Source organism: Phaeobacter sp. CAU 1743 (genome assembly GCF_039839315.1).
GTDB classification, from domain to species: domain Bacteria; phylum Pseudomonadota; class Alphaproteobacteria; order Rhodobacterales; family Rhodobacteraceae; genus Phycobacter; species Phycobacter gallaeciensis_A.
In genome coordinates, this window is the sequence record NZ_JBDOQR010000026.1 from 1 (window position 1) to 25,068 (window position 25,068).

The following is a 25,068-nucleotide window of genomic DNA, read 5'->3' on the forward strand; positions in this document are numbered from 1 at the left end:
GCTGCAAGCCTACACCCTCTGGGTGACCCATGAAACACGCCCCTATCAGCCGCCAACACTATGATTTATATGTGAAATACAACGGTCAAGACAGCGAAATCAGCGATCTACTTGGGGAATGTGGGCTTAATGGGTTGATCACGATTTTTTTCCCAAAATGGGGAAAATTCCGCTAATATTTCCGGGTCAATATCGTCATATAGGGCCGCACGAAAAATCGGGTGTGGCCCTAACGATCCGGAGTATCACAATGAGCATTGATCTTTCTTCCATGTCGCGCAGCGAACTTGTTGAGCTGAAATCTCAAATTGATGCGGCAATTAAATCGGCAGAAATCCGCGAACGTCAGGAAGCCCTGAAAGCCGCCGAAGCCGCTGCTGCCAAATACGGTTTTGCTCTGGAAGAGATTACCGGTGGCAACCAGCGTGGCGGCGGTAAAAAACAAAAAGCGGCCGCCAAATACCGCAATCCGAACAATCCCGAAGAAACCTGGAGCGGCCGTGGCCGTAAACCGCACTGGGTGCATGCTGCCCTGACCGCCGGAATGGATATCTCGGATCTGGAAATCTGATCCTGACCGGACTGGAGAAACGCAGTGACAATCCATATTGGCGCCAAAAATGGCGAGATTGCCGAAACGGTTCTGATGCCCGGCGATCCTTATCGCGCGAAATGGGCGGCAGAAACCTTTTTACAGGACGCCCGTCTGGTAAATGACGTCCGGGGCATGCTGGGATTTACCGGCAGCTGGAACGGCAATCCGGTGACAATTCAGGGGAGCGGCATGGGAATGCCATCGCTTTCCATTTACGCAAATGAGCTGATCCGGGATTTTGGCGCCAAAACCCTGATCCGTATCGGCTCCTGTGGTGGCATGCAGAAAACGGTTGGACTGAGAGATGTCATCCTCGCGATGACGGCCACCACTGCTGGATCCCCCTCGGACACGATCTTCAAAGAGGTCAATTTCGCCCCTTGCGCTGACTGGTCGCTGCTGCAGGCCGCTGCGCGGGCCGCCGAGGCACGTGATGTCACCACCCACGTGGGCGGGATTTATTCTTCGGATACCTTCTATGACGAACGGCCGGACCTCAATGAACAGATGGTGCGCCACGGCATTCTGGGCGTCGAGATGGAAGCCGCCGAGCTCTACACTCTTGCGGCGCGCTATGGCTGCCGGGCGCTCGCGGTTCTGACAGTGTCGGACCATCTGCAAACCGGCGAAGCGCTGCCGTCGGATCAGCGCGAGCGCAGCTTTGGCGATATGGTGGAAATCGCGCTGGAAGCCGCCTTCGCCTGAGACTGGCGCGGCCACGACCTCTACGGAACATAAGAAAGGCAGCGGATCGCCTCCGCTGCCTTTTTTCATGTGCTTGCGTCAGGCGATGGCGCAGCGCGCGGCACGCGCGCTGCCGGGCCCAAGGCTTTTGCGGCCCCCGGCAGGGGGCTGCAAAGAGACGCGGGAGAGCCCGCTTTAGCGGCCGTGACTGCGGTCGTAGCCATTCACCGGCGGGCTGCTCCATCCCTCCAACGCGCCCGCAGCGGGGGCAAAGACCTCTACCAGCAGCGGATGGCATGCGGCGGTATCGCTGGAATGCTCGGAGGAGCAATCCCCGCCGGGGCAGGCGCTGAGCGCCCCCAGCAGGTCTATCTCCGCAAAAAACTCCAGGTAATCGCCGGGGCGCACCGGGCTGGCCTTCATGAAATACTGCCCGGTGTCGCGGGTAAAGCCAGTGCACATGAAAACGTTCAGCACGTCATGCACATGTGGTTCGGCCTCCACAAGGCTCACGCCCAGATGATCGGCCAGCGCCCGGGTCAGGTTGGAGTGGCAACAATGGTGGTACTGGCTGCCCGCCAGCAGATTGCCGGTATAGGGATCACAGCGGGTGCCGATCACATCGTGCACCGATCCGCCATAGGCATCCATGCCGTACCACTCCAGCGTATCCTCGGTGATGGTGGCCATTGGGCGCAGATACGGGAAACCGGTCCACATGCGCTCCCCGCTGGTCAGGTGGGCGCCATGCAGGGCGCGGCTCTTGCCGGAATAGAAACGCTCGGACAGGTCATTGCGGTTCCACAGGTTGAGATCCCCCACCTGCGGCCCCTCGACCGAGGAGATGCGGAAGAAATGCCCGGCGGGCACTTCGAAACAAGCGGCATCGCGGGCCGGAACCAGCACCTCGCCGGTCTTCTCCGCGCCCTCGCGCGCTGCCCGGTAGAGCGGTAGATCCGGCACCGGCAGTGTTTCATTGGGATAGCAGATGACCGGTTTGACGGCCTTGCGGGCCTCGGCGTCTGCCGGGGCGGGATGATGGGTATGGGTCATGGTCGCAAGGGCTCCTCGTGTCTGGGTACCGTGTGTCCTCTTCCATTGCGCGCAGGACAGGCCTCGCCCGTGGTGGGGGCAAAGCCCCCGCCTTGGGGGCGGGCGGGGGCTGTCCGGCCTATGGCCGAACAAGCGGTCGATCTGCGACGATGGGCGCGGTGTCCGGTTGTCGTTCTCTGCATTCAAAAAACCAAAGGCGTCCGGGTACAAGCCCCGAACGCCCTTGCGACCTTCAAATTTCCCTGATCATGGCCCGCGCCGGGGTCAGATCACCACCACATCCAGCGGCGGGAAGCCATTGAACCCGACCGAGGCATAGGTCGAGGTATAGGCACCACAAGCATGGATCACCACGCGATCCCCTGCCTTGAGGCCAAGCGGCAGCTGGTAGGGCTGCTTTTCATAAAGCACATCCGCGCTGTCGCAGGAGGGCCCCGCCAGAACGCAAGGCCCAGTGCTCTCATGATCGCGGTCAGAGGTGATGCGATAGCGGATCGCCTCATCCATGGTTTCCGCCAGCCCCGAGAACTTTCCGATATCCAGATAAACCCAGCGGTGCAGGTCGCTGTCGTGTTTGCGCGACACCAGCAGCACCTCGGCCACAATGGCGCCTGCCTCGGCCACCAGACCGCGGCCCGGCTCGGCCATCACCTCGGACGCATCGGGGAAACGTGCATCAACCTGCGCCATCACCGCGCTGGCATAATTACTCGGCCCCATCACAGTATTGACGTAAGACGCCGGAAAACCGCCACCGATGTTCAGAAGGCGCATGGAATGGCCTGCATCTTTTGCGGCCTGCCAGACAACGTGGACCTGATCGAGCGTCGCCCCCCACATCATCGGGTCACGTGTCTGCGAGCCGACATGGAAGGACAGACCATCGGCCACGAGGCCCAGCGTGCGCGCACGATCCATCAGCGCCAGCGCCATATCCGGGGTGCAGCCGAACTTGCGGCTGAGCGGCCAGTCCGCGCCGGTCGCATCCACCAGAAGACGCACACAGACATGGGCGCCGGGGGCATGTTCGGCCAGTTTCTCCAGTTCCTCCACCGCGTCGACCGCGAAATGGCGGATGCCAATGCCATGGGCAAAGGCGATGTCAGCCGGGCGTTTGATGGTGTTGCCAAAGGTGATCTGATGCGGCGCGGCACCGGCGGCCAGGCACATCTCGATCTCGGCGCGGCTGGCGGCATCAAAGTTCGAGCCCAGCGCGCACAGCCGGCGCAGGATGTCAGGCGCCGGGTTGGCCTTCACAGCATAGTGGATGCGGGCACGGCCCAGACCACGGGCAAGCCCCATATACTGACGCGCCACTGCCTCACTGTCGATGACCAGCGTCGGGCGCTCAAAACAGGTGTTGGCAATGTAGGTGAGGTGGCGGGGGACAGGGTGCGCGTCGTCGCGGACATCCGGTCCGGTCACATTTACATTCATGGTCATCTCCAAAAGACCCGGCCATATATGACCGCTCAGTTCCATCAGAGACGTTACCGTCGCTACGTAACCCTAGGGATCTGAACCCTTTCGACAGAGGCGCGTGCGTTGGCGTCTTAAGCGCGCATATCGGGCAAACCTTTGAGTCGTTCAAGTGGTTTTCTGCACGAGGCTGCGGATTTTTTCAGCGCCCCGAAAGCTGCACTGAATCGGCAACGCCCGGCCCTACCCCAGAGGTGCAACCCTCGCGTCAGAAATACGCCATCTGCCGCGTGTCCCGCGCCGCGCATCGCGCGGCGCTACGCCCAAGGGCGAAAGGCAGCCTCTGGCTGCCGTATCGTGCGCGGGAGATCCCCCGGCGCCCCGATCAGCGCCCTGCCCCACTCTGTCTTGCGGGGTTTAGGCATTGGCGCGGCGCCGCATCGCCCGGCTGCACCGCTCCGCAAAAGGTGCAGCGCCACTGGCCCTTGCTGCGCTCGGCGCGCCAGCGGCAGTTGCGGGTCAGCGAAGACGTGTTATGGCGCCAAATGAAATAAGCAAAGACACCGGCGAGAAGGATCAGCAGAAGAATGGGCATACGCGCTGTCTAGCGCCCTCCTGCAAGCCTATCAATCCGGCCTCAGCCAAGGTGCCCGGGTCAGGCTGCCTCGTAGTAAGGTGCGTAGGCGGCAACCGGCTGCTCTTCACGCGGCTGCGGCAGGGCAGCGGGGGTGAAATAGGCCCATGCCTGCTCCAGATCCTTGAGCGCTGCGGCGGCTTTGTCTTCGATGAGTTTGGCGGTCTGTGCGACGGTATTTTCCATGGAAACATGTCCTTGTGTTCAGGCTGCTTCCTCCCTTGGCCAGAACATATGCAAGGAACGCAGGCGTGAGCAGGTCGCTTTTGAGCAAAGTCGCCATGCAGAAATGACAAACCTTTGATCCAAGAAGACCTGGCGCGGCGGCAACTCTGCCGCCCCACAAACGGGCCATGGCTGAACAGCCCGCACATCATCCGATCAGCAGATGCCCGGCCAGCCCAAGCGCAAAGCCTGCCACGGCCCCCAGAGACGGCGCCGAACTGCCCGCCTCATGCACTTTCGGAGCAATGTCCTGAAACAGCAGATACAGGATCCCGCCCGAGGCAAAGACCATGATCACGTCCAGGATATGCGACTGCTGTTCCAGCCAGATCAGCCCCACTGCGGCACAAAGCGGGCCAAGGGCTGCCAGGCCGACAAACAGCAGCAGCACGTGCCAGGCAGGACTGTCGCAACGCCAGATATCGCGGAATGCGGCAAAGCCTTCGGGCACGTTCTGCAAAAAGATCATCAGCGCCAGCAACAGCGCGGTGCCGTCCTCCGCACTCAACATGGCGCCAAGGGCCAGCGCCTCAGGCAGGAAATCCAGCAGCATGGCAAACAGCAGCGCCAGGCTGCCCTGCCCCCGGGACATGCCCTTGTCGATCCAGTAGAACGCGAGCCCGCCTGCCCCCAGCCAGAACAGGGCTTCCATCGGCGTCAGCATTCTTGTTCCCTCGGGGATAAGCACCAGCGCTACCGCGCTCAGCAGGGCGCCACCGCCAAAGGAGGTAACCCAGGACAGCACCGCTTTGTGAAGCTCTGCATCGCGGATGTTCTCGATCCACGCCAGCACACCACCAATCGGCAGCGCCAAGCCGGCAAAACCAGCCAGAACAAGGGCAGAGATGAAAGGATCCATGCCGGTGACTTAGACAGGTTTGGCAAAGCGCGGCAAGGAGGAGCGGCGCCCCCAGCCCAAAAGAAACCGCCGCGACGAGGGACTCGTCGCGGCGGATCAGATTTCAAAACCGTTTTTGGGATCAGACGGCGCGTTCGACCATCATCTGCTTGATATGAGCAATCGCCTTGGCCGGGTTCAGGCCCTTCGGGCAGGTCTTGGCGCAGTTCATGATGCTGTGGCAGCGATAAAGCTTGAACGGATCTTCCAGCTGATCCAGACGCTCGCCAGTGGCTTCATCGCGGCTGTCGATGATCCAGCGGTAGGCGTGCAGCAGCGCGGCCGGGCCGAGGTAGCGATCACCGTTCCACCAGTAGCTCGGGCAGGAGGTCGAGCAGCTGGCGCACATCACGCATTCATAAAGACCGTCCAGCTTCTTGCGGTCCTCGATGGACTGTTTCCACTCCTTGGCGGGGCGGTTGGTCTTGGTTTCCAGCCAGGGCATGATCGAGGCATGCTGGGCGTAGAAATGGGTGAGATCGGGAATAAGATCCTTCACCACCGGCATATGCGGCAGCGGGTAGATCTTCACATCGCCCTTCACCTCATCAAGGCCATAGATACAGGCCAGCGTGTTGATCCCGTCGATGTTCATCGCGCAGGAGCCACAGATGCCTTCGCGGCAGGAGCGGCGGAAGGTCAGCGTCGGATCGATCTCGTTCTTGATCTTGATCAGCGCGTCCAGAACCATGGGACCGCATTTGTCCATGTCCAGGAAATAGGTGTCGACCTGCGGGTTCTTGCCGTCATCCGGGTTCCAGCGATAGATCTGGAACTTGCGGACATTGGTTGCGCCTTCAGGCTTGGGCCACGTCTTACCCGTGGTGATCTTGGAGTTTTTCGGAAGTGCGAATTCGACCATAGATCTGTCTCCTTGCTTAGCCGCCCATCGTCAGGGACCAAAGCGGTGCCTGCAGACAGGAGATCGGATGAACCGGCGCGGGGCGACCCTGCCGGAAAGCGAGTGTTGCGCCCAAAAGGGCGTCAGCGTTGTTATCTGCGGGGGCCATCATGCCAGCCCTCCGTTTGCCATTGGCGCCTTGGCCGCGATGCCGGACAGCACGGCAGCATCTGCGGGGAACAGGCGCGACAGCCGGTCGGTGAGCGCGGTATCGCGCGCCGCAAGGTGCAGCACCGCCTGATATTCCGCATCCCCGGCCATCTGGCGCCAGCGTTGATCGGTTTGCAGGTCTTCGGCGCTCTGCGCCTCTTTCTGGAAAGAGGAGCCACCGCCATAGCGCTGCACCGTGCCAAGGGTATTGTCGCGCGCCTCAAGACCCAACTCACCCAGCAACGCGGCGCGATAGGCCGCGTCACCGCACCAGCGATCATAAGAGATGCAGCTGATCGCCAGATCGCGGGCCTGTTCGACCAGTCCCAGCAGCCGGGTATAGGTGTCCATGGCGCGCAGCAGGATCGCGTTGCGCCGCACCAGGCTGTACCCGGAATTGCCCTGCATCTTTTTCAAAAGCGAGGCGGACCAGTTTAGGAAACTGCGATAGATCACCACGTTGCGGGTCAAGAGCCCCTCATCAAAGGGACCAGAGACCTGCCGCTCGCCGGTGAATTCAGCCGGAGAGGTATCCTCGTAGGACATCACCAGAAGAGCACCATTGCCTGCCGTACCTGCAACCGAAGCCATGTCACGCAGCGCCTTGTGCTGGGGCGCGTGGGCACCATCCACTTCGATCCCGCGAAAGGACCGGAACGGATCGCTGCCCGGCTTGCAATTGTTAAGGAACACCGACCGTCCGCCCGGCGCATTGCGTTGCATCCACCCCACGATGGCGTGGTTGCCCGAGCGGCGCATGCCGAACAGGCGCAGGGCAACGCCCGGAATGATCCCCAGTTGCTGCCATGCAGAGACCGGTTGCGATGCGACAGAGGCCATCAGATGCCCCCCGCACTGTCACAGGCCCGCATAGCCCCGCATGCAGGCAGGCGCCCCCCCGGAAGGGGACGCGCTGCATGAAGCAAGGGATATGCGACCAGAGGCATGGGTGTTCTGCCTCAGAAGGTCCGCGCTTTGGGCGCGATCCGCTTGAGGCTGATGCCGCCCTCGGCTTCGGTGCTGAGCGGATCCACGACCACCGGACGATAGCTGAGGTCGACCGAGTTGCCTTCGACGCGGGCAACCGAGTGGACGCGCCAGTTTTCGTCGTCACGGGTGGTGAAATCCTCATGCGCGTGGGCGCCGCGGCTTTCCTTGCGGGCCTCTGCGCCAACAATGGTGGCCAGCGCGTTCGGCATCAGGTTGGTCAGCTCCAGCGTTTCCATCAGGTCAGAGTTCCAGACCAGCGAGCGGTCGGTAACCTTGAGGTCGCCCAGTTTCGCAGCGATGGCAGTCATCTTCTCGACGCCTTCGGCCATGGTTTCCGAGGTACGGAACACGGCCGCATCCGATTGCATGGTGCGCTGCATTTCCAGACGCAGATCCGCGGTCGGGATGCCGCCACTCGCGTTGCGCAGCCCGTCGAAGCGATCAAAGGCCTTGTCGATCTGGGACTGGTTCAGCACCGGGTTCGGCGCGTCTGCGTCGACCACCTTGCCGGCGCGGATCGCAGCGGCGCGGCCGAACACGACGAGGTCGATCAGCGAGTTCGATCCCAGACGGTTAGCACCGTGCACCGACGCACAGCCCGCTTCGCCCACGGCCATCAGGCCCGGCACCACGGCGGTGGGGTCTTCGGCGGTGGGGTTCAGAACTTCGCCCCAGTAGTTGGTCGGAATGCCGCCCATATTGTAGTGCACAGTCGGCAGAACCGGGATCGGCTCCTTGGTGACATCGACACCGGCAAAGATCTTGGCGCTTTCCGAGATGCCCGGCAGACGTTCGGCCAAGGCCTCGGGCGGCAGGTGCGACAGGTTCAGGTGAATGTGATCACCATTTTCGCCCACACCGCGGCCTTCGCGGATCTCCATGGTCATGGAGCGGGAGACATAGTCGCGCGGGGCAAGGTCCTTGTACTGGGGCGCGTAACGCTCCATGAACCGTTCGCCTTCGGAGTTGGTGAGATAGCCACCTTCGCCGCGCGCGCCTTCGGTGATCAGGCAGCCGGAACCGTAAATGCCGGTCGGGTGGAACTGCACGAATTCCATGTCCTGCAGCGGCAGACCCGCACGGGCCACCATGCCGCCACCATCGCCGGTGCAGGTGTGGGCCGAGGTGGCGCTGAAATAGGCGCGGCCATAACCACCAGTGGCCAGAACGACCATCTTGGCGTTGAAGACATGCATGGTGCCGTCGTCGAGTTTCCAGCAGACAACGCCCTGGCACTGCCCGTCTTCGGACATGATCAGGTCGATGGCGAAATACTCGATGTAGAACTCAGCGTTGTTCTTGAGGCTCTGACCATAAAGCGTGTGCAGGATGGCGTGACCGGTCCGGTCAGCCGCGGCACAGGTCCGCTGCACGGCGGGGCCTTCACCGAATTCGGTGGTGTGGCCACCGAACGGACGCTGGTAGATCTTGCCTTCTTCGGTACGCGAAAACGGCACGCCATAGTGTTCCAGCTCGTAAACCGCCTTGGGCGCTTCACGGGCGAGGTATTCCATCGCGTCGGTGTCACCCAGCCAGTCCGAGCCTTTGACGGTGTCATACATGTGCCACTGCCAGTGGTCCGGGCCCATGTTCGACAGGGAGGCGGCGATACCGCCCTGCGCCGCAACCGTGTGGGAGCGGGTCGGGAAAACCTTGGTCACACAGGCCGTGCGCAGACCCTGTTCGGCCATGCCGAGGGTCGCGCGCAGACCGGCGCCGCCGGCACCCACCACGACCACGTCATAGTCATGTGTTTCGTATTCGTAAGCAGCCATTGGGAACCTCGGGGATTAAAGGGCCAGACGGACGAGGGCGTAAACCCCGGTCACGGCGACGGCGTAGGACAGGCAGGTCATCAGGATGATCGCCAAGCGGCCCTTGAAGCCGTGGACGTAATCCTCAAGCATGATCTGCGCACCCGATTTAAAGTGCATCATGCCGACCCAGATGGTCAGCGCGGCGATGATCGCCGGGAAAGGACGCGCGTAATAGGCGGTGATCTCTTCGTAGGATCCGCCCAGCGCGCAGCCGAAGGTGAAGATGAACAGCGGCACCAGGATCAGCAGCGCGACCGAGCTGACCTGCATCGACCAATGATGCTCGGTTCCGGATTTCGCGGCGCCCATGCCAATGGCGCGCTTGCGGTCTGTAAGATATCGCATAGCTTTCTCTCTCCCTTGGCGTCAGACGATGATCAGGGTGATGGCGGTCAGGACGACCGACCCGATGACGACAACCCAGCCCAGTTTCTGCGCGGGTTCCAGATCCATCATCTTGCCGTTGTCCCAGAGCAGGTGACGCACACCGGCCAGCAGGTGATACCACATGCCCAGGACCGACAGGCTGAGGACCAGATCGCCGAACCAGCTGGTCAGCACTCCGTTGGCGATTGCGAAATATTCAGCAGAGGTCGCCGCAGCGAGGAACCACCAGACAACCAGCAATGCGGTCACGATCAGGGCGTTGCCTGTGATCCGCGTGAGGATCGAGGTGACAGAGGTGATCTGCGGGCGGTAAATCGACAGATGCGGCGAAAGCGGGCGATTGCCCCGATTTACATCGGCCATGTTGGCTCCTTTCCGGTTAGCTGCTCACGTTTTAGCGGATTTTTGCGCGCTGTCACGCAAACGAGTGGTAAAAATCGGGTCATATTTGTACTGCATCGCAGAAAAGCCGGATTTTGTGATCACGCGGGTCAGATAAGTGATCACAAATCTTGGTTTCCCAAAAATTGCGCAGAATCACGGCTGCGGCGCTTCTGCTCCGCCTGGCCGACGATATATCCGTATTTCGATGTCAGAAGTGTAGTGCCCCCGCACCGTCCCGGGCAACAGCCGGGTCGCAAGCGGGGGCGTGCCTTTTGAGCTTACTTGGGCATCAGCGCCCAGTAGTCGAGATCCAGCAGGACCTCGGGCAGGTATTTGCCGTCTTCGCCCTTCAGCGCGAAGGGGGCGCCGCCGCTGGTGGCGACCAGGCGCAGGCGGATGGCACCGACGCCGGGGGCTTCGGTATCGGCCTTGTCCAGTACCTCGGACCAAGCGCGGATGGTGGTGCCGGACAGGCAGGGGTTCGCATGCGCACCGCCGTTGAGCCCGACGATCATCTGCGCATTGGCCAACCCGTTGAAGGACAGCGCCCGCGCCATGGAGATCACGTGACCGCCATAGATCAGCCGAGTACCATCGGGCCGCGCGGTGGCGTCGAAATGCACCTTGGCGGTGTTCTGCCACAGACGGGTGGCCAGCATATGCTCGGCCTCTTCTACCGTCACACCATCGACGTGGTCGATGGTCTCGCCCACCTCGTAGTCGCCCCAGCGATGCGCCTCACCCGCCAAGGTGAAATCGTAGTCGCTGAAATCAAGCCCGCCAGGGATCTTCAGATCCGAGGCCGGGATCACTTTGCTCAGCTCGGGGATCACAGTTTCGGGCGCGGGCGCATCAAGGTCCTTCTTACGCACCATCACCCAGCGCACGTATTCCATCACGACATCGTCGTTCTGGTTCAGCCCGCGGGTCCGCACGTAGACCACGCCCGATTTGCCGTTGGAGTTCTGCTTGACCCCGATCACCTCGGATTCCGAGCGCAGCGTGTCGCCCTCATAGACCGGCAAGAGCCAGCGGCCCTCGGCATAGCCCAGGTTCGCCACGGCATTGAGCGAGATATCCGGTACCGTCTTGCCGAATACAATGTGGAAGGCCGCCAGATCATCCAGCGGCGCTGCAGGCAGACCACAGCCGCGCGCAAATTCATCCGAGGAATAGAGCGCATGACGCGCCGGATAGAGCGCGTGATACAGCGCCCGTTCGCCCCCCGAAACGGTGCGCGGCACCGCGTGGGCGATCACATCCCCCACTTTGTAGTCTTCGAAAAAGCGCCCCGGATTGGTTTTCGCAGCTGTGGTCTTGGCCATCAGTGCTCTCCTAGTTTTGTGTCAGGTGTGTATGTGCCCTCCACCTCTTTCACCACGGATTGGCCGCAACGCATGATGCCCTTGACCGGGTCAAAGGTCTGGGTGGGACTGCCATACAGCTCCCATCCCTTGTTCAGCGCATCGGTCACCTTGTGACAAAAGGCAGAAGTGTCGTCTTCGCTCAGAAAGCGGTAAAGTTTCATGGCTCAGTTATCCCGGAAATGGTGAGGGGCCGATCAGGCTGTGAATATAGCCGATCACCGCGAGCAGCACGATCGAGGCGACAAAGAACATGCCATCCTTGGCGATGCTGCCCTTGGGGCCGGGCGTCCATTGCGGCTCTGCACGGTTGATCAGCATCATCTGCACCGGCACATAAAGCAGCATACCGCCAAACAGCACGATCGAGGCGAGATCGCCATTGACCAGAAGGTGCGCAATCGCCCAAAGCGCGAAACCCGTCAGCATCGGATGCCGCATACCGGACAGCAGGGCGCCCTTTTTCGGGGCCGGAGACATCATATAGATGGCGATCAGCACCAGCAGGTTATTGATATGCACCATGAAGGACGGCGGCGCCCAGACGTAGATGAAATCTGTAGCGCGATAGCCGATGACCATCAGGACAATGCCCGCCACGATGGCCAATGCGGTGATCCCCTTGCCTTTATCGCCAAGGGAGGCGCGCGCGTCGGGGGCGAGGCGTTTGAACATATGCCCGCCCCACCAAAGCAGGATGCCCAGGACCAGAAGTGCCATATCAGTCTCCGATTTAGGTGTTAAACTGATTCACACCTAGGCCGAAATGGCTGCGATTGCATCCGCTTTTGCAAGAATCTCCCGCGCTGTCGCAACGTGCAGGTTCTCGACGATCTTGCCATCAACCACGGCCACGCCCTGCCCCGAGGCTTCGACCTCTTCAAAGGCGGCAATCTGGCGGCGGGCCAGATCAATCTCGGCCTCAGACGGGGCAAAGGCGGTGTTGGTCACATCAACCTGCGCGGGGTGGATCAGCGTCTTGCCGTCAAAGCCCATGTCGCGGCCCTGATCGCATTCAACTTTCAGCCCCTCATCATCCTTGAAGGCATTGTAGACGCCATCGACGATGATCTTACCTTCGGCCTTGGCCGCGAGCAGGCACAGGCCCAGCCCGGCCATCATCGGCAGGCGGTCGGCGCGGAACCGGGTCTGCAACTCCTTGGCCAGATCGTTGGTGCCCATCACCATGCCCTGCAATTTGGGATGCGCTGCGATCTCCGCCGCATTCAGCATGCCGCGCGGGGTTTCCATCATTGCCCAGAGCGGCTTGTCACCGGTGATTTCGGCCAGCGCGTCCAGATCAGCCGGCGAGGAAACCTTCGGCAGCAGGATCGCATCGCAATCCATCTTTGCCGCCGCCTCGGCATCGGCGCGGCCCCACTGGGTGTCCAGCCCGTTGATCCGCACGATCCGCACCCGGGCGCCATACCCCCCTTCGGCCAGCGCGGCAGCCAGTGTGTCGCGGGCGTTTTCCTTTTCCTCGACCGAAACCGCGTCCTCGAGGTCAAAGATCACCGCATCAACCGGCAGGTTGCGAGCCTTGTCCAGCGCGCGCGGCTTTGAGCCGGGGATATACAGAACCGAACGATAAGGGCGGGTGCGCGGGTCCATCTGATCTCTCCAAGTTATTTTGTTGCGCAAACCGGTACAGATTCGGCCAGATACTTTCAAGAAAAATCCTGCCGCAGTGCAGAAAGCACAAAATCCGCGCAACAAAGTCCTTGAATTTCCAACCGAATCGTGGGCGCGCACAGGGTTAACCTGTTATCAGCACCTTCTTGGCACAGTTTACCTATCGCGCAGGTGATCACGGCCAGCCCATTTCAGTCCGACTGTGATCCGCCCGCACGGGGCCGGAATGGCCTGCATTGAACCTGCTGACCCGGCGGTCCGCAGCACTCCCCTGGGCCAAAGGCCCGCATAACGATTACGTCACTCACACACCGGCCCACACATGGGACTTCGGAAGAGCGCAGGTTGCTTTCTCTTTCCCTGTCAGGCCGTTCGGGAAAGGGTAAAACCCATGAAGAAGACGATGTTCAAAACAACCGCAGGTCTGGCCATCCTGGTGCTGACCGCAACGCAATCCTTCGCCCAGGGCCGCAACTGCGCCCCGCGCGAGGTCGTCGTCGGACGACTGGCCGAGAAATACGGCGAAAGCCGCCAAAGCATCGGCATTGGCGGTCAGGGCGTGGTGATGGAGACCTTTGCCTCGACCGAATCCGGCACCTGGACCATCACCGTGACGATGCCCAATGGCATGACTTGCCTGATGGCCTCGGGCCAATCCTACGAGGCGCTGGCCGAAGCCCTGCCCAACGCAGACAACGACGCCTGATACGGCCTGCTGACACGGGCCGTGATGCGCAGGGCGTAGCCCTCAGGTCAGCCCGTCCCAGATCAGTTTGACGCCCGTCACCGTCAGCAGGACATAGGCCAAGGCAAAGAATACCCGTTCGGGAATGCTGTGGTGCAGCCGCACCCCCGCCCATGTCCCGAATAGGGCAAAGGGCGCCAGCATCAGATCCAGTTTCAGCGTCTCGGCGCTGAACAGGCCCAGCCCGGCATAGGGTACGGCCTTGGCGATGTTCAGCACCCAGAAGACCAGCACCGTGGTTGCCTGATATTCGGTTTTCGTTGGGCGGCGGCTCAGCAGATAGACCGCGGCGGGCGGCCCGCCCGCGTGGCTGACGAAGCTGGTGAAGCCCGCAACGCCCCCGGCCAGGACCCCGCTCCAGCCCGGCAGATCGCGCTGCGCCCGCATGGCCAGCCCGATGCGGCCGCGCAATTGCCAGATCACAAAGGCAATCGACAGCCCCCCAATCAACAGCCGCATGGTATCGGCCTCGATTGCGGAGAACAGCCAGGCCCCCAGCGCCACCCCCGGCAACCCGCCCGCGATCAGCAACAGACCATCGCGCCCATTCCAGCGCCGCCAATAGGGTCTGAGAGACGCCACATCGATCAGCATCAACAGCGGCAGCATCAGCGCAAGCGCCTGACCCGGCTCGACAATCAGCGCAAGAATCGAAGCTCCGGCAAAGGCCGCGCCCGAGCCAAAGCCGCCCTTGGACACCCCGGCAAAGACCACGGCAGGCACCGCAACGGCGAAAAACATCGGGCTGACATCCACCATCGGCACGCAGCAGAACTCCTTTATTTCAAAATCATTTAGCCCGCCCATCGGCAGGCCCGCAAGCCGCGTAAAGCCCACGCCGCAGCGCAGAAGGCTTGCGTGGCGGCGCGTTAGGGCTTAGGCATCGCTGCAAATTCAACCGGACCGGAGAGACATCCCCATGGCACGACCCAAAATCGCCCTTATCGGCGCAGGTCAGATCGGTGGCACCCTTGCCCATCTCGCAGCTCTGAAAGAACTCGGCGACGTCGTTCTTTTCGATATTGCCGAAGGCACCCCGGAAGGCAAAGCGCTGGATATCGCAGAATCCGGTCCCTCCGAAGGCTTTGACGCCTCGCTGAAGGGCACCCAGAGCTATGCCGATATCGCGGGCGCAGACGTCTGCATCGTCACCGCCGGCGTGCCGCGCAAGCCGGGCATGAGCCGCGATGACCTGCTGGGTATCAACCTGAAAGTCATGAAATCCGTTGGCGAAGGCATCCGCGACAACGCGCCCGACGCATTCGTGATCTGCATCACCAACCCGCTGGACGCGATGGTCTGGGCTCTGCGCGAATTCTCGGGCCTGCCCCACGAGAAAGTCTGCGGCATGGCCGGCGTGCTGGACTCCGCCCGCTTCCGCCACTTCCTGGCCGAAGAATTCAAGGTATCCATGAAAGACGTCACCGCCTTTGTTCTGGGCGGCCACGGCGACACCATGGTTCCGCTGACCCGCTACTCCACCGTTGCCGGTATCCCGCTGCCCGACCTGGTGCAGATGGGCTGGACCACGCAAGAGAAGATGGACGCCATCGTGCAGCGTACCCGTGATGGCGGCGCCGAAATCGTTGGCCTGCTGAAAACTGGCTCCGCCTTCTACGCACCGGCGACCTCGGCAATCGAAATGGCCGAAGCCTACCTGAAAGACCAGAAGCGCGTTCTGCCCTGCGCCGCCTATGTGGACGGTGCCCTGGGCCTTAACGGCATGTACGTGGGCGTGCCCACCGTGATCGGCGCCGGCGGCGTCGAGCGCGTCATCGACATCAAGATGACCAAAGACGAGCAAGCCATGTTCGACAACTCGGTCAACGCAGTCAAAGGTCTGGTCGACGCCTGCAAAGGCATCGACGCCTCGCTGGCCTAAGACCAGCATCAAGCGATTTGGAAAAGGGTCCGGTTTTCCGGGCCCTTTTTCGTTGCGGATCAGCGGCTCACTGCTTGACCAGCGCCAGGGTGATCACCCGCTGCATCTCGGCCAGGTAGCCCACATCGGACCAGCCGTTTTCCAGCACGCAATGCGCCCATCCATCCATGCTGAGCAGGGTGAAGTAGAGATCCGTCGCCTGTTCTTCGCTCAGATGATCCAGCAGGTCGCCATCGGATTTCAGCGCCTTCACCGCCTCGGCGCAGCCTTCCTTCATGGCACGGATCCTGTCCTGCCAAGCGGATTTCGCCTCTTCATCACTCGCGCCCATCCGCATCAACGACTGTTTCAGTGGGTAGATCTCCGGAAAGAACTCCAGCATCGCCCGAGTGTAGGCCTCTAGGCGGCTGCGCCCGTCCGGCGCCGTGCGGCTGGGCGCCAGCCGCGCCTCTATATCGAGCTGATCGCCGAAATGCAGGATCGCCGAGATCAGCATCTCCGAACGATTAGAAAAATGGGCATAGACCGTTTGCCGGGTCACCCCGGCAGCCTTGGCCACATCCACCATCCGCAGGGGCGATCCCCCGGGGGCCAGAAGCAACGATAGGACGGTTTCAAGGAGTAGATTGCGGGTTTGCACGCGCTTATTTGACACGATGTAAGATTCCAGCTTGACACGATGTAAGATTATGCGTCACAAGATCACAAATCTTACACCGTGTCAAAGGAGGCATTCTCATGTCGAAATTCGTGAAACCCTATCTGTTTCTGTCCGCTGCAGTCCTGCTCTTCGTCGGGGTGATGCTCAGCTTTGCGCCCGAAGCGCTTTATGCCAGCTCAGCCCAGATCCTGCCGGATAGCACCATGATCCGATCGGACCTGCGCGCAGGCGGGGTGGTGGTACTGATTTCCGGCCTTTTCGTGCTGGGCGCGGCGCTGCGCGGACGGGATATGCAACCTGCCCTGCTGCTGTCCCTGCTGATCTATGCAGGCTACGGGCTGGGCCGCATCGTCAGCATCGGATTTGACGGCACCCCAGATGCCGCACTGATCATCGTGACTGTGACCGAATGGGCGTTTGTCCTTGGCGCGCTGATCCTGCTGCGGCGCGGGCGATCTGTCGACACGGCCCAACCGATGGCGGCGCACTAACCCACCCACCTCCAGAACCGGGTCTTGCGGGTCTCATCCCATCATAATTTATTAGGTGGATGAGACCCGTTTTGCTGTCCGGGATTGCGCTGACGATCTGACCGATGCGTTGATCCGGAGGGGATCATGGCGACAGGCTTTGCCGGAGCTGCCCGTGCGAGGGTGACGACATTCGGTATTTTGAATAAATTTTCAGCGCCAGACGAATCAAGCGCCGCGCCGTCAAATTTGTGATCACAGCCCTCAAACGTGTGATCACAAATGCGAAAAAACTTCATCATTTCTCGGACTGCCGTCAGAAAACCCTTTAAACCTTTGCTCTATGACGGCGTTATAGTGACGACCAATTTAGCCAGACGGGACAGTTTTCTATGAACATCCACGAATATCAGGCCAAGGCCCTTCTCCGCAGCTACGGCGCTCCGGTGTCCGACGGGCGCGTGGTGCTGAAAGCCGATGAAGCAAAAACCGCAGCCGGCGAGCTGGACGGCCCGCTCTGGGTTGTCAAAGCGCAGATCCACGCAGGTGGTCGCGGCAAGGGTTCCTTCAAGGAAGCCGACGCCGGTGAAAAAGGCGGTGTGCGCCTGACCAAGTCGGTCGAAGAAGCCGCCGAAGAAGCCAAGAAGATGCTGGGACGCACCCTTGTGACCCACCAGACCGGCCCGGCGGGCAAGCAGGTCAACCGCATCTACATCGAAGCCGGCTCTGGCATCGAGACCGAACTGTACCTGGCGCTGCTGGTGGACCGCCAGACCTCGCGCATCTCCTTTGTCTGCTCCACCGAAGGCGGCATGGACATCGAGGAAGTCGCGGCAGAGACCCCGGAAAAAATCCTCTCCTTCTCCGTCGATCCGGCCACCGGTTACCAGCCGTTCCACGGCCGCCGCATCGCCTTCTCGCTCGGTCTCAAGGGCGCGCAGGTCAAGCAGTGCGTGCAGCTGATGGGTCAGCTCTACAAAGCCTTCGTCGAAAAAGACATGGAGATGCTGGAGATCAACCCGCTGATCGTGACCGATGGCGGCGATCTGAAGGTGCTTGACGCCAAGCTGGGCTTTGACGGCAACGCCGTTTACCGCCACCCCGATGTGGCCGCCCTGCGCGACGAGACCGAAGAAGACCCCAAAGAACTCGAAGCCTCCAAGTATGACCTGAACTACATCGCGCTGGACGGTGAGATCGGCTGCATGGTGAACGGCGCGGGTCTGGCGATGGCCACCATGGACATCATCAAACTCTACGGCGCTGAGCCTGCCAACTTCCTCGACGTGGGCGGCGGCGCCACCAAGGAGAAAGTGACCGAGGCGTTCAAGATCATCACCTCTGACCCCAACGTCAAAGGCATCCTGGTCAACATCTTCGGCGGCATCATGCGCTGCGACGTCATCGCCGAGGGCGTTGTCGCCGCGGTGAAGGAAGTCGGCCTCAAGGTTCCGCTGGTCGTGCGTCTGGAAGGCACCAACGTCGAAGCAGGCAAGGAGATCATCAACACCTCCGGCCTCGATGTGATCGCGGCAGACAACCTGTCCGACGGCGCCGAGAAGATCGTGAAAGCGGTTAAGGGCTGAAACGTGCGTGGATTGCTTCTAACCTGGCCAATGGCAATTGTACTGGGGGCGTGCCAAACGACGAGCACTCCCTCTGGCACTCGTTTGCCTAGAGAGCCCATTAGCACCGAAGCCGCCTTCGAGTTCTTCGAAAAGGTCTGCGGTGGGTCGTTGCCTGATTTTTCGACGGCATCTGCCAAGGTTCCACAGGACTGGACAACAGATGACTATGGTCGGAAGCGTTCACCCAACCTCCTCATGGGCATAAAAACCGGCACTTTCACACAACGCCAACAAACCGGCGCCTTCACTCAAAGTAGTAAGCCAGGCTTTTCTTGCTCGGTCACGTTTGCAACTTTCGACAAGAGGCCGGAAAAGCTCGCTGACGTGCGCTACCCAAGTATCGAGGGGTTGGATCGGTTCCCAGTCCTTCGAAGCTACGGCAAGACGGACGCGACGGTTGAGTTAGGCGGTGTAGTGTCCAGCGGTTCGCCTAACGGTCCATCTTTCTACAACATTACGATGCGTTACGTATCTGAATAATCAAGGAGACTCCTAAAAATGGCAGTCCTCATCGACGAAAACACCAAGGTCATCTGTCAGGGCTTCACCGGCTCGCAGGGCACCTTTCACTCTGAACAGGCCATCGCCTATGGCACCAAGATGGTCGGCGGCGTGACCCCCGGCAAAGGTGGTCAGACCCACCTTGACCTGCCGGTCTTCAACTCGGTCCACGAGGCCAAGCACGTGACCGAAGCAAATGCATCCGTCATCTACGTGCCGCCCCCCTTCGCAGCGGACTCCATCCTCGAGGCGATCGACGCCGAGATGGAACTGATCGTCTGCATCACCGAAGGCATCCCGGTTCTGGACATGATGAAGGTGCAGCGCGCGCTGGAAGGCTCCAAATCGCGCCTCATCGGCCCGAACTGCCCCGGTGTCATCACGCCCGACGCCTGCAAGATCGGCATCATGCCCGGTCACATTCACAAACGCGGGAGCGTGGGTGTTGTGAGCCGTTCCGGCACCCTAACTTACGAAGCCGTGAAACAGACTTCTGATATCGGCCTCGGCCAGTCCTCTGCGGTTGGCATCGGCGGTGACCCCATCAAGGGCACCGAGCATATCGACGTGCTGGACATGTTCCTCGATGACGACGAGACCCAGTCGATCATCATGATCGGTGAAATCGGCGGCTCCGCCGAAGAGGAAGCCGCAGCCTTCCTCGCCGAGCAGAAGAAAAAGGGCCGCTGGAAGCCGACCGCTGGCTTCATCGCCGGCCGTACCGCCCCTCCGGGCCGCCGCATGGGCCACGCGGGCGCGATTGTCGCCGGCGGCAAGGGCGGCGCCGAAGACAAGATCGAAGCCATGAAATCGGCCGGTATCGTGGTCGCCGACAGCCCCGCGGGCCTGGGCGAAGCGGTGCTGAAAGCGATCGAGCTGGGCTGACGTGTCTGCGGCTGACCATATCAGCCACGGGCAGCGCCCGACCCTGGGGGGGTGCGAAAGCGCCCTCCCATGGAGTGGGTTGGGCGCTGCCCGGCGTTGCCGCCGGGCGGTGTCTTCAGTTTTGACAAATCACATTCACCCGGACCCTGTTGCTGAAGAGGCCATCCCGGCGTCTTTTGCAGCAGCGTCCCGTTGCGGCTTCACCTTTCGGAAACCCGGGTCGGCCAGTCTGCTCCGAATGACCACAGGCCAAGTCGCACACGGTTCCACCCTGCAAGAGGCGCCCAAATGACTGAACACAACCCAGATGATGTCTTCCCTGCGTCCTCATTCCGCACGCGGCTGCACACCACTGCAGGCGCGCTGTGTCTTTCCGTGCTGACCGCAACCTCCGCTGCGGCCATCACCGCCCCGATGCAGGGTGTTCTGAATTTCGAACCCGGCACCCCCATCGAGAACATCAAAGCCCGCCTCGCAAACGAAATCTGCAAAGGCGCCAGTTCCATAACAATTACCTCCGGCCCGGAACCGGCGCTTGACCCGACCAAGGAACAAGTCACGTTCCAGTGCGAACCCTGATCTGACCCCACAACCGCATACCGACTCTTCGGGAGTTATAGATGACCGACCAAAGCCCAAATGACATTTTCCATGCGTCCTCGTTCATGCAAGGACACAATGCGGAATATCTGGAGCAGCTTTATGCCCAGTATGCCAATGACCCGAGTGCGGTAGATGCCGCCTGGGCCGAGTTCTTCCGCCAGATGGGCGATGCCGAGCTTGACGTGAAAGCCGAGGCCGCAGGCCCGTCCTGGGCCCGCAGCGACTGGCCGCCCGCGCCCAATGACGATCTGACCGGTGCGCTGACCGGCGAATGGCCCGCTCCGGTGGAGGCCAAGGCCGCAGGCAAGAAGATCGCAGAAAAGGCCGCCAAGGCCGGGGTTGAAGTCTCGGACGAACAGATCCAACGCGCGGTGCTGGATTCGATCCGCGCCCTTATGCTGATCCGCGCCTACCGGATCCGGGGCCATCTGGCCGCCGACCTGGACCCGCTGGGCATGCGCGGCCAGACCCCGCACCCGGAGCTGGACCCCAAGACCTATGGCTTCACCGATGCGGACATGGACCGGCCGATCTTCATCGACAACGTGCTGGGGCTTCAGGTCGCCTCGATGCGGCAGATCATCGACATCGTGAAGCGCACCTATTGCGGCACCTTTGCGCTGCAATACATGCATATCTCGGATCCCGAGCAGTCCTCCTGGCTGAAAGAGCGGATCGAGGGCTTCGGCAAGGAAATCCAGTTCACCCGCGAGGGCCGCAAGGCGATCCTCAACAAGATGGTCGAGGCCGAAGGTTTCGAGAAGTTCCTGCACGTCAAATACATGGGCACCAAGCGCTTTGGCCTGGATGGCGGCGAGAGCCTGATCCCGGCGATGGAGCAGATCATCAAGCGTGGCGGCAACCTCGGCATCGAGGAAATCGTCATCGGCATGCCGCACCGTGGCCGCCTGTCGGTTCTGGCCAACGTGATGCAGAAGCCCTATCGCGCCATCTTCAACGAATTCCAGGGCGGCAGCTTCAAGCCCGAAGACGTGGATGGCTCGGGCGACGTGAAATATCACCTCGGCGCCTCCTCGGACCGCGAGTTCGACAACAACACCGTTCACCTGTCCCTGACCGCCAACCCCTCGCACCTTGAGGCGGTGAACCCGGTGGTTCTGGGCAAGGTCCGCGCCAAGCAGGACCAGAAGAGTGACGCCACCCGCACCAAGGTTCTGCCGATCCTGCTGCACGGCGATGCGGCCTTTGCCGGTCAGGGCGTCGTGGCGGAATGTTTCGCCCTGTCGGGCCTGCGCGGACACAAGACCGGCGGCACCATCCACATCGTGGTGAACAACCAGATCGGTTTCACCACCGCGCCGCATTTCTCGCGCTCCTCGCCCTACCCCACCGACAACGCGCTGGTGGTCGAGGCGCCGATCTTCCACGTCAACGGCGACGATCCCGAAGCCGTGGTGCACGCCGCCAAGGTCGCGACCGAGTTCCGTCAGAAGTTCGGCAAAGACGTGGTCATCGACATGTTCTGCTACCGCCGGTTCGGTCACAACGAGGGCGACGAGCCCATGTTCACCAACCCGCTGATGTACAAGAACATCAAGAGCCATAAGACCACGCTCAGCCTCTATACCGAGCGTCTGGTCCGGGACGGTCTGATCCCCGAGGGCGAAATCGAGGACATGAAGGCCGCCTTCCAGGCCAAGCTGAACGAGGAGTTTGAGGCCGGTAAGGACTTCAAACCCAACAAGGCTGACTGGCTGGATGGCCGCTGGTCGCATCTCGACAAGCAGAAGGACGATTATCAGCGCGGCCAGACCTGGATCAGCGAAGAGACCTTCAAAGAGGTCTCCGGCGCCCTGACCCGCCTGCCCGAGGGCTTCCCGGTGCACAAGACCATCGGCCGCTTCCTTGATGCACGCGCCAAGATGTTCGAAAACGGCGCAGGCATCGACTGGGCTACCGGCGAGGCACTGGCCTTTGGCTCGCTCCTGACCGAAGGCTACCCGGTGCGTCTGGCCGGGCAGGACTCCACCCGCGGCACCTTCTCGCAGCGCCATTCCGGCATCGTGAACCAGGACACCGAAGAACGCTACTACCCGGTCAACAACATCCGGGCGGGCCAGTCGCAATACGAGGTGATCGATTCCGCCCTATCGGAATACGCGGTTCTGGGCTTTGAATACGGCTATTCGCTGGCCGAGCCCAACGCGCTGACCCTGTGGGAAGCCCAGTTCGGCGATTTCGCCAACGGCGCCCAGATCATGTTCGACCAGTTCATCTCCTCCGGTGAAAGCAAATGGCTGCGGATGTCCGGCCTTGTCTGCCTGCTGCCGCATGGGTTCGAAGGCCAGGGCCCCGAGCACTCCTCGGCACGTCTGGAACGCTTCCTGCAGATGTGCGGCCAGGACAACTGGATCGTTGCCAACTGCACCACGCCGGCGAACTACTTCCACATCCTGCGCCGTCAGCTGCACCGCACCTTCCGCAAGCCGCTGGTGCTGATGACGCCGAAGTCGCTGCTGCGCCACAAGCTGGCGGTCAGCAAGACCGAGGAATTCACCACCGGTTCCAGCTTCCACCGGGTGCTGTGGGATGACGCCCAGCAGGGCAATTCGGAAACCAAATTGGCCGCCGATGACAAGATCAAGCGCGTCGTGCTGTGCTCGGGCAAGGTCTATTACGACCTCTTGGAAGAGCGCGACGCCCGTGGCATCGACGACGTCTACCTGATGCGGATCGAACAGTATTACCCCTTCCCGGCGATCAGCCTCGTGAAGGAACTGGAACGGTTCAAGGGTGCCGAAGTGGTCTGGTGCCAGGAAGAGCCCAAGAACCAGGGCGCCTGGACCTTTATCGAGCCCAATATCGAATGGGTGCTGACCCGCATCGGCTCCAAGCACACCCGGCCCAAATACGTCGGCCGCGCCACCTCGGCTTCGCCCGCGACGGGCCTGGCCAGCCAACACAAAGCCCAACAAGCCGCGCTTGTGAATGAAGCGCTGAGCATCTGAGGAAAAGAGATATGACCACCGAAGTGCGCGTACCCACCCTGGGTGAATCCGTGACCGAGGCAACCGTGGCCACCTGGTTCAAGAAACCCGGTGATGCGGTTGCTGCCGATGAAATGCTCTGCGAGCTGGAGACCGACAAGGTCACCGTCGAAGTGCCCGCCCCCGCCGCTGGGGTGCTGGCCGAGATCGTTGCCGCCGAAGGCGACACAGTGGGCGTTGATGCGCTGCTGGCGAATATCTCCGAAGCAGGCAGTGCCGGCTCCGAAACGCCGCAGCCCAAGGCCGCAGCCCAGGCCGAAGCAGCCCCCGCAGGCGGGGATGAGACCGCCGCGGCTGGCGGCGCCTCCACCGACGTGATGGTGCCGACCCTGGGCGAATCCGTGACCGAGGCAACCGTCTCCACCTGGTTCAAGAAAGTCGGCGACACCGTCGCGCAGGACGAAATGCTGTGTGAGCTGGAAACCGACAAGGTCTCTGTCGAAGTGCCCGCGCCCGCCGCTGGCGTTCTGGCCGAAATCACCGCGCCCGAAGGCACCACCGTGGATGCCTCGGCGAAACTCGGCGTGATCTCCGGCTCCGGTGCAGCGGCAGCGGCGGCCCCGGCTGCTGCGCCCGCTGCTGCTGCGGCACCTGCCGCCGCGTCCAAGGACGTCGCCAATGCGCCCTCGGCGGAAAAGGCCATGGCCGAGGCCGGGATCTCCGCCGCCAATGTCGAAGGCACCGGCCGCGATGGCCGCATCATGAAGGATGACGTTGCCCGCGCCGTGGCCGCCGCAGCCTCGGCCCCCGCGCCTGCTGCTGCCCCGGCCGCACCGCGCGCGCCGGTTGCTGCCGATGATGCTGCGCGTGAAGAGCGGGTGAAGATGACCCGCCTGCGCCAGACCATCGCCAAGCGTCTGAAGGACAGCCAGAACACCGCCGCCATGCTGACCACCTATAATGAGGTGGACATGACCGAGGTGATGGCCCTGCGCAATCAGTACAAGGACCAGTTCGAGAAGAAGCACGGCGTGCGTCTCGGCTTCATGTCCTTCTTCACCAAGGCCTGCTGCCACGCGCTGAAGGAAGTTCCCGAGGTCAACGCCGAAATCGACGGCACCGACATCGTCTACAAGAACTTCGTGCATATGGGCGTTGCCGCCGGTACCCCCACCGGCCTCGTGGTTCCGGTCATTCGCGATGCGGACAGCATGTCCTTTGCCGAGATCGAAAAGGCAATCGCCGAAAAAGGCAAGCGCGCCCGTGACGGCAAGTTGTCGATGGCGGAAATGCAGGGCGGCACCTTTACCCTGTCCAACGGTGGTGTCTATGGCTCCTTGATGTCCTCGCCGATCCTGAACCCGCCGCAGTCGGGTATCCTTGGCATGCACAAGATCCAGGACCGTCCGATGGCCATCAACGGTGAGGTGGTAATCCGCCCGATGATGTATCTGGCGCTGTCCTATGACCACCGCATCGTCGACGGCAAAGGCGCCGTGACCTTCCTGGTGCGCGTCAAGGAAGCCCTGGAAGATCCCCGCCGCCTGCTGATGGATCTGTAAAGAACATAGGGCAGCGCCCGACCCTGGGTGGGTGCGAAAGCGCCCTCCCG

General features: G+C 61.6%; 25 protein-coding genes. 10 read left to right on the forward strand and 15 right to left on the reverse strand.

Annotated elements, in window-relative coordinates; all coding sequences use genetic code 11:
• Window positions 1–250 precede the first annotated feature (250 nt).
• Both AAFO90_RS11705 and deoD read left to right on the forward strand, forming a co-directional pair.
• Entirely contained in the window at window positions 251–571 is a 321-nt protein-coding gene (locus AAFO90_RS11705) for an H-NS histone family protein (RefSeq protein WP_065272529.1), read from the forward strand.
• Between the two features lie 24 nt (window positions 572–595).
• Window positions 596–1,300 carry a purine-nucleoside phosphorylase gene (gene deoD / locus AAFO90_RS11710; RefSeq protein ID WP_274827610.1) on the forward strand — a complete coding sequence of 235 codons (705 nt, stop codon included), beginning with the start codon at window positions 596–598 and terminating at the stop codon, window positions 1,298–1,300.
• 174 nt (window positions 1,301–1,474) lie between these two features.
• On the opposite strand, the gene AAFO90_RS11715 is transcribed toward deoD, so the two are convergent.
• From AAFO90_RS11715 to AAFO90_RS11775, 13 genes are all read right to left on the reverse strand, one after another.
• The gene (locus AAFO90_RS11715; RefSeq protein WP_347509535.1) at window positions 1,475–2,332 is read right to left on the reverse strand and encodes a DUF1989 domain-containing protein; all 858 of its coding nucleotides are present in this window, start codon (window positions 2,330–2,332) and stop codon (window positions 1,475–1,477) included.
• 264 nt (window positions 2,333–2,596) lie between these two features.
• Complete coding sequence (locus tag AAFO90_RS11720; RefSeq protein ID WP_347509537.1) at window positions 2,597–3,775, reverse strand: type III PLP-dependent enzyme; 1,179 nt, start codon at window positions 3,773–3,775, stop codon at window positions 2,597–2,599.
• A gap of 631 nt (window positions 3,776–4,406) precedes the next feature.
• Window positions 4,407–4,571, reverse strand: a complete 165-nt coding sequence (locus AAFO90_RS11725) for a hypothetical protein (protein ID WP_156767923.1) — start codon at window positions 4,569–4,571, stop codon at window positions 4,407–4,409.
• 187 nt (window positions 4,572–4,758) lie between these two features.
• The gene (locus AAFO90_RS11730) at window positions 4,759–5,469 is read right to left on the reverse strand and encodes a divalent cation transporter (RefSeq protein ID WP_065272524.1); all 711 of its coding nucleotides are present in this window, start codon (window positions 5,467–5,469) and stop codon (window positions 4,759–4,761) included.
• Window positions 5,470–5,590: 121 nt separating this feature from the next.
• Window positions 5,591–6,370, reverse strand: coding sequence for a succinate dehydrogenase iron-sulfur subunit (locus AAFO90_RS11735; RefSeq protein WP_065272523.1), 780 nt, complete (start codon window positions 6,368–6,370; stop codon window positions 5,591–5,593).
• A gap of 147 nt (window positions 6,371–6,517) precedes the next feature.
• Window positions 6,518–7,399, reverse strand: a complete 882-nt coding sequence (locus tag AAFO90_RS11740) for a hypothetical protein (protein ID WP_347509538.1) — start codon at window positions 7,397–7,399, stop codon at window positions 6,518–6,520.
• Between the two features lie 119 nt (window positions 7,400–7,518).
• Window positions 7,519–9,324, reverse strand: coding sequence for a succinate dehydrogenase flavoprotein subunit (gene sdhA, locus AAFO90_RS11745; protein ID WP_347509539.1), 1,806 nt, complete (start codon window positions 9,322–9,324; stop codon window positions 7,519–7,521).
• Window positions 9,325–9,339: 15 nt separating this feature from the next.
• The gene (gene sdhD / locus AAFO90_RS11750) at window positions 9,340–9,711 is read right to left on the reverse strand and encodes a succinate dehydrogenase, hydrophobic membrane anchor protein (protein ID WP_065272520.1); all 372 of its coding nucleotides are present in this window, start codon (window positions 9,709–9,711) and stop codon (window positions 9,340–9,342) included.
• A 21-nt stretch (window positions 9,712–9,732) separates the two neighbouring features.
• Window positions 9,733–10,116: a succinate dehydrogenase, cytochrome b556 subunit gene (gene sdhC, locus AAFO90_RS11755; RefSeq protein WP_065272519.1), complete on the reverse strand. Its 384-nt coding sequence runs from the start codon at window positions 10,114–10,116 to the stop codon at window positions 9,733–9,735.
• 299 nt (window positions 10,117–10,415) lie between these two features.
• Complete coding sequence (locus AAFO90_RS11760) at window positions 10,416–11,462, reverse strand: MaoC family dehydratase (protein ID WP_065272518.1); 1,047 nt, start codon at window positions 11,460–11,462, stop codon at window positions 10,416–10,418.
• Window positions 11,462–11,665 (reverse strand): DUF1737 domain-containing protein, encoded by a 204-nt coding sequence (locus tag AAFO90_RS11765; protein WP_065272517.1) that lies wholly within the window; start codon window positions 11,663–11,665, stop codon window positions 11,462–11,464. Before AAFO90_RS11765 ends, AAFO90_RS11760 begins: the two co-directional genes overlap by 1 nt.
• A 7-nt stretch (window positions 11,666–11,672) precedes the next feature.
• Window positions 11,673–12,221 carry an NnrU family protein gene (locus tag AAFO90_RS11770; RefSeq protein ID WP_347509540.1) on the reverse strand — a complete coding sequence of 183 codons (549 nt, stop codon included), beginning with the start codon at window positions 12,219–12,221 and terminating at the stop codon, window positions 11,673–11,675.
• A 36-nt stretch (window positions 12,222–12,257) separates the two neighbouring features.
• Entirely contained in the window at window positions 12,258–13,112 is an 855-nt protein-coding gene (locus AAFO90_RS11775; protein WP_347509541.1) for a CoA ester lyase, read from the reverse strand.
• Between the two features lie 412 nt (window positions 13,113–13,524).
• Here AAFO90_RS11775 and AAFO90_RS11780 point away from each other — a divergent pair, with 412 nt between their 5' ends.
• Window positions 13,525–13,839, forward strand: a complete 315-nt coding sequence (locus AAFO90_RS11780; RefSeq protein ID WP_065272514.1) for a hypothetical protein — start codon at window positions 13,525–13,527, stop codon at window positions 13,837–13,839.
• A 42-nt stretch (window positions 13,840–13,881) separates the two neighbouring features.
• Here AAFO90_RS11780 and AAFO90_RS11785 read toward each other — a convergent pair whose 3' ends face one another.
• Window positions 13,882–14,637, reverse strand: a complete 756-nt coding sequence (locus AAFO90_RS11785) for a sulfite exporter TauE/SafE family protein (RefSeq protein ID WP_274827835.1) — start codon at window positions 14,635–14,637, stop codon at window positions 13,882–13,884.
• 160 nt (window positions 14,638–14,797) lie between these two features.
• Between AAFO90_RS11785 and mdh the strand changes: the two genes are divergently transcribed.
• On the forward strand, window positions 14,798–15,760 hold the full coding sequence (gene mdh, locus AAFO90_RS11790; RefSeq protein ID WP_065272512.1) for a malate dehydrogenase: 963 nt from the start codon (window positions 14,798–14,800) through the stop codon (window positions 15,758–15,760).
• 67 nt (window positions 15,761–15,827) lie between these two features.
• Here mdh and AAFO90_RS11795 read toward each other — a convergent pair whose 3' ends face one another.
• Entirely contained in the window at window positions 15,828–16,415 is a 588-nt protein-coding gene (locus AAFO90_RS11795) for a TetR/AcrR family transcriptional regulator (protein ID WP_347509542.1), read from the reverse strand.
• A gap of 83 nt (window positions 16,416–16,498) precedes the next feature.
• On the opposite strand from AAFO90_RS11795, the gene AAFO90_RS11800 reads away from it, so the two are divergent.
• The 6 genes from AAFO90_RS11800 (at window position 16,499) to odhB (ending at window position 25,018) form a co-directional block, all read left to right on the forward strand.
• Entirely contained in the window at window positions 16,499–16,912 is a 414-nt protein-coding gene (locus AAFO90_RS11800) for a DUF4345 domain-containing protein (RefSeq protein WP_274837556.1), read from the forward strand.
• Window positions 16,913–17,283: 371 nt separating this feature from the next.
• The gene (sucC, locus tag AAFO90_RS11805) at window positions 17,284–18,477 is read left to right on the forward strand and encodes an ADP-forming succinate--CoA ligase subunit beta (RefSeq protein WP_065272510.1); all 1,194 of its coding nucleotides are present in this window, start codon (window positions 17,284–17,286) and stop codon (window positions 18,475–18,477) included.
• Between the two features lie 540 nt (window positions 18,478–19,017).
• Window positions 19,018–19,905 carry a succinate--CoA ligase subunit alpha gene (gene sucD, locus AAFO90_RS11810; RefSeq protein ID WP_274866917.1) on the forward strand — a complete coding sequence of 296 codons (888 nt, stop codon included), beginning with the start codon at window positions 19,018–19,020 and terminating at the stop codon, window positions 19,903–19,905.
• 288 nt (window positions 19,906–20,193) lie between these two features.
• Window positions 20,194–20,484 (forward strand): hypothetical protein, encoded by a 291-nt coding sequence (locus AAFO90_RS11815; protein ID WP_347509543.1) that lies wholly within the window; start codon window positions 20,194–20,196, stop codon window positions 20,482–20,484.
• Between the two features lie 41 nt (window positions 20,485–20,525).
• A complete protein-coding gene (locus AAFO90_RS11820; RefSeq protein WP_347509544.1) occupies window positions 20,526–23,477 on the forward strand; it encodes a 2-oxoglutarate dehydrogenase E1 component in 2,952 nt (983 codons plus the stop codon).
• A gap of 11 nt (window positions 23,478–23,488) precedes the next feature.
• Window positions 23,489–25,018: a 2-oxoglutarate dehydrogenase complex dihydrolipoyllysine-residue succinyltransferase gene (gene odhB / locus AAFO90_RS11825; RefSeq protein ID WP_347509545.1), complete on the forward strand. Its 1,530-nt coding sequence runs from the start codon at window positions 23,489–23,491 to the stop codon at window positions 25,016–25,018.
• Window positions 25,019–25,068: the final 50 nt, after the last annotated feature.

Bases quoted from the DNA above. Each gene is read 5' to 3' on its own strand.
- AAFO90_RS11705 (WP_065272529.1), top strand. From the start codon at position 251: ATGAGCATTGATCTTTCTTCCATGTCGCGCAGCGAACTTGTTGAGCTG.
- AAFO90_RS11715 (WP_347509535.1), bottom strand. From the start codon at position 2,332: ATGACCCATACCCATCATCCCGCCCCGGCAGACGCCGAGGCCCGCAAG.
- AAFO90_RS11720 (WP_347509537.1), bottom strand. From the start codon at position 3,775: ATGACCATGAATGTAAATGTGACCGGACCGGATGTCCGCGACGACGCG.
- AAFO90_RS11725 (WP_156767923.1), bottom strand. From the start codon at position 4,571: ATGGAAAATACCGTCGCACAGACCGCCAAACTCATCGAAGACAAAGCC.
- AAFO90_RS11730 (WP_065272524.1), bottom strand. From the start codon at position 5,469: ATGGATCCTTTCATCTCTGCCCTTGTTCTGGCTGGTTTTGCCGGCTTG.
- AAFO90_RS11735 (WP_065272523.1), bottom strand. From the start codon at position 6,370: ATGGTCGAATTCGCACTTCCGAAAAACTCCAAGATCACCACGGGTAAG.
- AAFO90_RS11740 (WP_347509538.1), bottom strand. From the start codon at position 7,399: ATGGCCTCTGTCGCATCGCAACCGGTCTCTGCATGGCAGCAACTGGGG.
- sdhA (WP_347509539.1), bottom strand. From the start codon at position 9,324: ATGGCTGCTTACGAATACGAAACACATGACTATGACGTGGTCGTGGTG.
- sdhD (WP_065272520.1), bottom strand. From the start codon at position 9,711: ATGCGATATCTTACAGACCGCAAGCGCGCCATTGGCATGGGCGCCGCG.
- sdhC (WP_065272519.1), bottom strand. From the start codon at position 10,116: ATGGCCGATGTAAATCGGGGCAATCGCCCGCTTTCGCCGCATCTGTCG.
- AAFO90_RS11760 (WP_065272518.1), bottom strand. From the start codon at position 11,462: ATGGCCAAGACCACAGCTGCGAAAACCAATCCGGGGCGCTTTTTCGAA.
- AAFO90_RS11765 (WP_065272517.1), bottom strand. From the start codon at position 11,665: ATGAAACTTTACCGCTTTCTGAGCGAAGACGACACTTCTGCCTTTTGT.
- AAFO90_RS11770 (WP_347509540.1), bottom strand. From the start codon at position 12,221: ATGGCACTTCTGGTCCTGGGCATCCTGCTTTGGTGGGGCGGGCATATG.
- AAFO90_RS11775 (WP_347509541.1), bottom strand. From the start codon at position 13,112: ATGGACCCGCGCACCCGCCCTTATCGTTCGGTTCTGTATATCCCCGGC.
- AAFO90_RS11780 (WP_065272514.1), top strand. From the start codon at position 13,525: ATGAAGAAGACGATGTTCAAAACAACCGCAGGTCTGGCCATCCTGGTG.
- AAFO90_RS11785 (WP_274827835.1), bottom strand. From the start codon at position 14,637: ATGGTGGATGTCAGCCCGATGTTTTTCGCCGTTGCGGTGCCTGCCGTG.
- mdh (WP_065272512.1), top strand. From the start codon at position 14,798: ATGGCACGACCCAAAATCGCCCTTATCGGCGCAGGTCAGATCGGTGGC.
- AAFO90_RS11800 (WP_274837556.1), top strand. From the start codon at position 16,499: ATGTCGAAATTCGTGAAACCCTATCTGTTTCTGTCCGCTGCAGTCCTG.
- sucC (WP_065272510.1), top strand. From the start codon at position 17,284: ATGAACATCCACGAATATCAGGCCAAGGCCCTTCTCCGCAGCTACGGC.
- sucD (WP_274866917.1), top strand. From the start codon at position 19,018: ATGGCAGTCCTCATCGACGAAAACACCAAGGTCATCTGTCAGGGCTTC.
- AAFO90_RS11815 (WP_347509543.1), top strand. From the start codon at position 20,194: ATGACTGAACACAACCCAGATGATGTCTTCCCTGCGTCCTCATTCCGC.
- AAFO90_RS11820 (WP_347509544.1), top strand. From the start codon at position 20,526: ATGACCGACCAAAGCCCAAATGACATTTTCCATGCGTCCTCGTTCATG.
- odhB (WP_347509545.1), top strand. From the start codon at position 23,489: ATGACCACCGAAGTGCGCGTACCCACCCTGGGTGAATCCGTGACCGAG.